Annotated in this window: 3 protein-coding genes; 1 reads left to right on the top strand and 2 read right to left on the bottom strand. The window is 68.2% G+C overall.

The window, feature by feature from the left end:
* Nucleotides 1-1,011: 1,011 nt before the first annotated feature.
* Together VGR67_00305 and VGR67_00300 are read right to left on the bottom strand one after the other, a co-directional pair.
* Nucleotides 1,012-4,524 carry a TM0106 family RecB-like putative nuclease gene (locus VGR67_00305; GenBank protein ID HEV8334846.1) on the bottom strand — a complete coding sequence of 1,171 codons (3,513 nt, stop codon included), beginning with the start codon at nt 4,522-4,524 and terminating at the stop codon, nt 1,012-1,014.
* The gene (locus VGR67_00300) at nt 4,521-5,240 is read right to left on the bottom strand and encodes a DUF72 domain-containing protein (GenBank protein HEV8334845.1); all 720 of its coding nucleotides are present in this window, start codon (nt 5,238-5,240) and stop codon (nt 4,521-4,523) included. Before VGR67_00300 ends, VGR67_00305 begins: the two co-directional genes overlap by 4 nt.
* 49 nt (nt 5,241-5,289) lie before the next feature.
* Here VGR67_00300 and ligD point away from each other — a divergent pair, with 49 nt between their 5' ends.
* Complete coding sequence (ligD, locus tag VGR67_00295) at nt 5,290-8,082, top strand: non-homologous end-joining DNA ligase (protein ID HEV8334844.1); 2,793 nt, start codon at nt 5,290-5,292, stop codon at nt 8,080-8,082.
* Nucleotides 8,083-8,096 lie beyond the last annotated feature (14 nt).

Here is an 8,096-nt window from a genome sequence, read left to right as displayed (position 1 = left end):
GGGAAAGGTAGCTGAACACACCGTCTTGGTGCCGGTCATCTCCGCGCATCGTGGGCTCCTCCGAAAAGTTCCGGAGCATCGTACAACGATGAGTGATCACGTCAACGGGAAAATGAAGGGTTTTTCAGCATCCTGTTAGGGTCCGTCCAATGAGAAGAGAGGACGAAGCATACTCCTATTACCTTGATGAAACGGGTGTCATACGCGTTAAAGATTACGGGAGAGACGACAACTATACTGTGGCCGGGAAGGCAGATCGATTGGTGAGGTATCAAGAGTAAATGCGGACCGGTCTGGATACAGTTCGCCCAATGTGCCGTCCGATTCTCAGGGTGGAAGTTCCTGAGCCGCTACCACTCTTTCAGAGTCAGCCCCGGCCGCGTCCCCGTGAGCGCCAGTAATGCTACGAAATGAGGCGAAGGCGGGAGTCGAAGCTGCTGGAATCGTTGTTAACTACGGACAACAAGTATCGCCTCTGTTACCGCCTCCCAATTGTCCATAGTTAAGAGGTGGGAATGTGAACGAGCAAGTACCCCCGATTGTAACAGTCGCCTTTGGACTGTTAAGCGCTTTTGTACTGGTAAGAGCTATTAAGATCAAACTGCCGCCATATAGCGAGTCGGCGCTGCCGATCGATCGGCTCAAGCGGGTGATTAGATTCGGTGGAATAGGAATAGGACTGACTGGAGTTATAGCATCGCTCAAGGCTTTAGCTGATCTGTTTTCAACACCGAGGTAAGTGATGGAACGCTTAACCTGAGGTGTACTTAGTCGATGATCTCCGGACACCCCGATGGTGATGAGGTTACTGCATCAAGCTGCCGGGGTCACCTCTCTCCGGTCGTGTGACCGTCGTTGAGCGCCTGCCACGGCGCTTGCCCCTGGGTTCGATAATCGGTAGTGCGGCCGGACGGTGTCGTAGGCTCGAGCCAGGCGTCCGGGGCCTGAGTTGGTCTGACTTGTCAGCGGCTAGGTCTTGGGGAACGCCTTTGCCAGGCTGTGCGCAGGTTCTCAAGATTCGAACAAGGAGCGCTGCGCCGGCGGGCCGGGGCGGGACGCCGGAGGCGCCGGAGCCGACTCCACGTCGCGCCGCGAGGGGGCGGGCGCCAGCTCCCGGGCCAACTCGAGGTAGCGGCAGCAGGCGTTCGCCAGCTGCATCTGACGGGGAGTCTGGCACTCGGGCTCGAACAGCCGGGGGTTGCCGACGACCACGCAGGCGCATTGGGCGCGCGACGTCGCGACGTTGAAGCGGTTGAGGCTGTAGAGAAACTCCATCCCGCGCGGGGCGTCGGCGGGGCTCGACGTGGTCATCGAATAGATGACGACCGGCGCCTGCTGCCCCTGGAACCGGTCGACGGTGCCGACCCGGGCGCCCGGCAGGCGGGCGCTCAGATCGGCGACCTGCGCGTTGTAAGGCGCGATGATCAGGACGTCCTCGAGCCGCAGAGGGCGTTCCGCCCCCTCGCGGTCCCGCCACCGGACGCCGCCCCCGGCGAGCCTTCCCACCAGCGACGCGACGGCCTCGACCTCCTCCGGGCTGGAGTTCTGGTTCCCCTCATGATCGACCGGGAGGAACCAAAGGCCGGCGCCGGCGAGCGGCGAGTCTCCGAGGATCGCCTGCCGCTCGAGCCCCGGCAGCGGCTGCAGGCGGTCGTCGTAGAACAGCTCCGAGGTGAGACGGCAGATGGCGGGATGGAGCCGCCAGGTCACTTCCAGGAAGAGGCCGCGATCCTCGGCGATCGTCTTATGCCCCTGGAGGAGATGCTCGAGCGCCGAGATGTCGGTCCCCTCCGGATGGGTCCCCTGGAGCGGCTGGTCGAGCTGGCGGGGATCGCCGAGGAGGACCAGGGCGCGGGCGCACTGCGCGATCGCCAGGACGTTGGCGAGCGCCATCTGTCCGGCCTCGTCCACGAACAGGACGTCGACCGCTTCGAAGAACTCCTCGCGGGACCAGAGCCAGGCCGTCCCCCCGAGTACCCGGGCGGTCCCCGACTTCAGGAGGCGCAGCGCCTTGTCGTTGTCGGTGACCTCCCCGATCTCGCCTTCCGGCCCTTCGTCGTCCGCCCCGATCTTGTGGAAGCAGCGCGGCGACACGCCTTCCTCCCGGCCGGCTTGCACCACCGCCTCGAGCAGGTTGCGAATCACCTTGTGACTCATGGCGCAGACGCCGACCCGCTTCCCGGCGCGCACCAGATCGCAGATCATCCGCGCCCCGGTCCAGGTCTTGCCCGTCCCGGGCGGGCCCTGGATGGCGAGCGTGCCGCTCTCCAGCTCCGCCACCAGGCGCCGCGCGGCGCCGAGGCCGCTCTCGCCGTCGCGGCGGAGCGGGCCGCCCCCGTGGCCGGCGAGGCGCGGGGGCCGTCCGAGAAGCAGATCGCGCGCCGCCCGGCGGGCGCCCGGGACGTCGATGCCGTGGCGGGCGACCCAGCGGCCGAGACGGAGAAGGGAAGCGGCGAGCGCCTCGGCCGGGACGTTGTCTTGCGAGAAGACGGCGGTCGGATGCAGGCTCTCACAGCCGCCGCGCTTGCGGACGTCGAGGGTATGCGCTCCGAGATCGATCGACTCGACCTGGCCGAAGTCGCGATCGATGGGGAGGGGGAGCTTCAGCCTGTCGCCGCGGCGGAGGCTGGTCTCCTGGGTGGGGAAGCGGTACCGGTCGACGACGCCCCGCTTGACGACGCCGGCGCGTCCGGCGTGCGCCAGGCCGGCGAGCGCCGCCTTCTCGTCGAGCAGGTCCTCATCGGACAGCTCGCGCAGGCGGAAGAACTCCCACCACCCGGCCTTCGCCTCGCGCCGGTGCCAGTCGAGGAGGTAGGCGAGCAGCCAGCTCGCCTGCTGCTCCTCCGAGCGCTCGAGACGCGCGGGTGGCACGTCGCCGAGCAGCGCCTCCATGATCTCGCGAACTTCCCGGTCGTGCTCCGCCACCGACTCGCTCGGCAGGCCGGCGCTGGCGGCGGGCCGGCGGATCGGCGCACCCTGGGCCTCGATCTTCTCGCGCACCTCCTGCAGCCAGCGGAGCAGACGGAGCGTCGAGACGCAGTCGTCCCGGTTGTAGCCGGCGACGACCTCGCGCACCGCCGCGTCGATCGCCTCCGGCTCTTCCAGCTCGAGCGCCCGCTGGACGGCACGCAGCTGCACGCCGGCCGCCGCCAGGTCGACTTCGCGCGAAAATCCGTAGAGCGCCTCGATCTTCTTGAGCGAGTACTCCTCGACGCTCGCCCGCAGCGCCTGCCGCACGACGGCGTGCAGATCGACGAACAGCCCGGCGCGCAGCATCCGGTCGACCTCGCTCTCGCGCGTCGCGTAGCGCCCCATCAGGCGCTTGATCGCCGCGGGCTCGTAAGGCGCGAAGTGGTAGACGTGCAGATCGGGATGCCGCGCCCAGCGCGCCATCACGAAATCGACGAAGGTCTCGAACGCGGCGCGCTCGGCCGCCGGATCCAGCGCCCAGAGGCACTGGTACTCGGGGCTCCCCGGGGCGTCTTCGAGGACCCAGCCGAACAGGTACTCGCGTCCCGCCTCGCCCACGTAGGGATCGCTCTCGAGGTCGAAGAAGAGGTCGCCGGGGGAGGGATCGGGCAGGTGCTCGAATCCCAGCCCCGGCTGCTGCGGCAGCAGCTCGTACAGCGTCTTCCCGAGGTTGCGGCCGTCGCGCTGTACCCGGGCCTGCTCGCGCGCCCGCGCGTAGGTTTCGAGCGCGCCACGGCTCGGCTTCCAGGCAAGCGGCAGGGGCTCCGCGGCGAGGCGCTCGAGCGTCGCCACGGCGCGCCCCTCCAGCTCGCGGGTCTGCAGCCGCGTGATTCCGGCCACCAGACTGAGGTGATCGTCCCGGCGCCGCTGGGCGTCGCACGCCGGCCACCAGCGGCAGACGTCGCAGTGAGGCACCGGCACGGGGTAGGTGGGCGGGTCCGATGCGGAGGAGCCGGCCAGCTCTTCGAGGCGGCGGCGCACGAGCCGGTAGTAGGCCAGGAAGTCATCCACCCGATACTGGTCGGGCTCGAAATCGTCGCGCGGCGGCACGACGTACATGAACTCCGGCCGCGTCCCCTGGCTCGCTTCGAGCAGATCCGAATAGAGGCAGATCTGCAGGACCGACCCCCCTTTGGTCGCGCGCGCCAGCTTGGTGTCCCACACTTCGTACGACCAGGCGCCGAGACGGCTCGGGCGCGGCACCCGGCGCAGGACGTCGGCGCGTCCCGACCAGCATCCCGCGAGCAGGGTCGCCTGCACGATGGCGTCGAACCCCTCGCGCATCGCCGCGAGCGTGCGCTCGAACGCCGCCGGCTCGCCGGGCCCGGCGTCGAGCCGGGCGATGCGCAGCCCCTGCCGCCGGAGGTGCTCCAGGAAAGCGCTCTCGTGCTCCGCGCCGCGCTCGCGAAGCACCGCGACGTCGGGTGTGAACCAGTCGGGAGGCCGCCGCAGGCCGCGGGCCGCGGCGAGATCGAGGTGGCTGAGATGATGGCACGCGACGTGGTTCGCCAGATCGGTGGCGGTGAGGCGAAGGGCGCCGTCCTGCTGCCTCATCGCGCCGGACTGCCAGCTGAGCGCCACAGATCCGTGAGCCGCGCCGCGAAGCGCGTCGCCAGACCTTCGTCCTCGTGCTTGAAATAGACGTAGGCGCGCTCCAGGGGCTGCGCCCCGAGGCGGTCGATCCAGGCGCGCAGATCGCCGTCGTCGTAGCGCGTCCGCCGCAGCCGCAGGTAGGCGACATCGGAAGTACAGACCCAGGGAGTGGTCCCTTCGTCGGTGTCGGCGATGCACAGGCTCGCCGAGCCGACGTGGAGCGTTTCGTAGACCTCGTCGTCCTGCCAGGAGGCGTGACGGAACTCGACCGCCACGCGCCGGCCCGGGGGCAGGCCGGCGAGGAAGTCCCGGAGCCGGGGCAGGTCCTTTTTCAGGTAGGGAGGGAGCTGGAAGAGCAGGATCCCGAGCTTCTCCCCCAGAACGGCGGCGCGCCGGGAGAATTCCGCCACGTCCGGGGCGGTCTCCATCAAGCGCTTGACGTGGGTGATGCGCTGCGGAGCCTTGAGGGTGAAACGGAAAGTCTCCGGAACTTCCTCCGCCCAGCGCGAAAGCAAAGCCTCGGCCGGCATCCGGTAGAAGGTGTTGTTGATCTCGACCGTCGGAAAGCGCTCGGCGTAGTAGCGCAGCATCGCCTGGGCGGGCGTCTTCTCCGGGTAGAACGGGCCGATCCACTCCTTATAGGAATAGCCGCTCGTTCCTGCTAACATCTGCATCATCTCGCTCCTTGGTCCTCACGGGGAGACGCCCCGCCGCACCGGAGAGATCATCCTGGCCGACCGACCGCCGAAGGGCAAGCGATCCGATCGATCTTCCGCCGCCCGGTCGTCGCCGCTGGGGGAATATTCCGCCAAGCGGACTTTCGCGGCCACGCCCGAGCCGGCGCCCGGAGCGCTCGCCACGCGCCAAGGCCCGCTCCTCTTCGTGATCCAGCAGCACTCGGCGCGGGCGCTGCATTACGACCTGCGGCTGGAGTGCGACGGCGTCCTCAAGTCCTGGGCCGTCCCCAAAGGGCCCTCGCTCGATCCTACCGAAAAGCGCCTCGCCGTACACGTCGAGGATCACCCCTACGAGTACGGCTCGTTCGAGGGAGTCATACCACCTGGACAATATGGGGCCGGGGAGGTGATTGTTTGGGATTGCGGCCTATATTCTCCCGACGAGGGGAACGAGACCTGGTTCCACGACCGCGCCGAGGCCGAGAGCCGGGTGCGGGAGGGGCTCGAGAAAGGGAAGCTGAGCTTCCTGCTGCGCGGGGAGAAGGTGAAGGGATCGTTCGCGCTGGTGCGCACCAAGGACGCGAAGAGCTGGCTGCTGATCAAGCACAAGGACCGCTTCGTGACCAGCCAGGACGTCACGGATAGGAACCGCTCGGTGCTGTCGGGCGTGGCGGTCGAGGAGATGAAGGTCGTGCCGGCGCACCGCATCCCCGCCTCCCGGCTCGTGCCGGCGGGGGAGGTCTCCCCGATGCCCCCCAAGCTCGAGCCGATGCACGCCGAGATCGGCGCGGCGCCCTTCAACCATCCCGATTGGCTGTGGGAGCCGAAGCTCGACGGCTACCGGGTGATCGCCTTCCTCTCCGGCAAGGAAGTCAGGCTGCGATCGCGGCGCGGGCTGGAGCTGGCCCCGGCCTTTCCAATGCTGACCGAAGAGCTGACCCGGCAGGCGGTGACGGGAATGATCCTGGACGGCGAGATCGTGGCGTTCGACGCGGCCGGGAAGCCTTCGTTCAACGCGCTGCAGAACCGCGTCCAGCTGAAGACGCCCCGCGAGCTCGCGGCGGCGGAGCAGAGCGCGCCCGTCGTCTACTTCTGCTTCGACCTCCTGTACTTCGGCGGCATCGATCTGCGCGGCGTGGCGTACCGCGACCGCCGGCGCTATCTCTCCCAGAGCCTGCTGCCCACGTCGCGCGTGCAGCTCGTGCACGCCGCGGAGGACGGCGTCGCCCTGAACGAGGCGGCGCTGGCGAGCGGCTTCGAAGGGGTCGTCGGCAAGCGCCTGGACAGCCGCTACGAGGCGGGCCGGCGGACGCCGCTCTGGCTCAAGATCAAGCCGACGCAAAGCGCCGACTTCGTCGTGGGAGGCTTCACGCGCGGCAAGGGATCGCGCGCCGCGCTCGGCGCGATCCTGGTGGGGGTCTGGGACAAGGGGAAGCTGCGCTACGCCTCGCACGTCGGCTCCGGTTTCGACGACCGCGCGCTGTCGCAGATCCAGGCGAAGATCGAGCCGCTGAAGCGCGGCAGCTGCCCGTTCGCCGAGAAGCCCGAGCTTCCGAATCCCACGACGTGGGTCGAGCCCAAGCTGGTGGCCGAGGTGAAATTCCACAGCTGGACCGAAGACGGCCACCTGCGCGCCCCGGTGTTCCTGCGGCTGCGCGACGACGTGGCGCCGCGGGAGGTCCGGCGGCCGGCGCCGCCGGCCCCGGCGGTCTCCGAGCCGCAAGCGGCGCCGCGCGCCTCCGACCCGAAGCGGCAGGCGCGGGACGAGGAAGGAGCCGGCGAAATCGCCGGCATCCTGGCGCAGCTCGCCGGAGCCAAGAAGGACTTTCCGCTGGCGGTCGGCCCGCACCGCATCCGGCTCACCCACCTCGACAAGATCTACTGGCCGGCCGACCCCTCTCTGCAGCAGCCGGCGCTCAGGAAGCGCGATCTGCTCAGCTATCTGGCGCAGGTGTCGCCCTTCATCTTGCGGCACCTGGCGGACCGCCCTCTCACGATGATCCGCATGCCCGAAGGGATCCAGGGACACCGGTTCTTCCAGAAGCACTGGGAGCACGAGAAGCCGGAGTTCGTCGAGACGATCACCGTCTTTTCCGAGCACAAGGATGAAAACCACGAGTACCTGCTGTGCAACAACCTGCCGACGCTGTTGTGGCTGGCGCAGTCCGGGACGCTGGAGTTCCACGTCTGGCACTCCCGCGCCAAGCCAGGCCCCGACGCCACGGGCCGGGGCGCCGACTACGACACCGCGGAGGGGCTGGAGGAGTCGGTGCTCAACAGCCCCGACTTCCTGGTCTTCGACCTCGATCCCTACATCTATTCGGGAAAGGAGGCGCCGGGGGGCGAGCCGGAGCTGAACACGGTCGCCTTCGAGAAGGGGAAGGAGGTGGCCTTCCGACTGAGGGAGCTGCTCCAGAGCATGTCGCTCGAGCCGGTCGTCAAGACCTCGGGGAAGACGGGCCTGCACGTCTTCGTGCCGATCCGCCGCACCATCGACTTCGACGCGGCGCGCCGGATCTGCGAGCTGGTGGGCCGGCACCTGATGGCCCGCCACCCGAAGGACATCACCCTCGAATGGAGCGTTCCCAAGCGCACCGGCAAAATCTTCCTGGACTATAATATGAACGCCCGCGGCAAGACGCTGAACGTGGCCTATTCACCCCGAGGCGCGGCGGGCGCCGCCGTGTCGATGCCTCTCACGTGGGAGGAGCTCTCGACCGCTCATCCGCTCGACTTCCGGATCACCAACGCCGGCGGATGGCTGGAAAAGGGCTCCGACCGATGGCGTGACGTCCTGAAACGGAAACAGAGCCTCGAGCGGCTGCTCAAACGCGCAACCTGACTCAATCCGGAGGG

The sequence above is a fragment of the Candidatus Polarisedimenticolia bacterium genome, from assembly GCA_036004685.1.
In the GTDB taxonomy this organism is placed as follows: domain Bacteria; phylum Acidobacteriota; class Polarisedimenticolia; order Gp22-AA2; family AA152; genus DASYRE01.
This window is presented reverse-complemented; position numbering and strand designations above follow the sequence as displayed.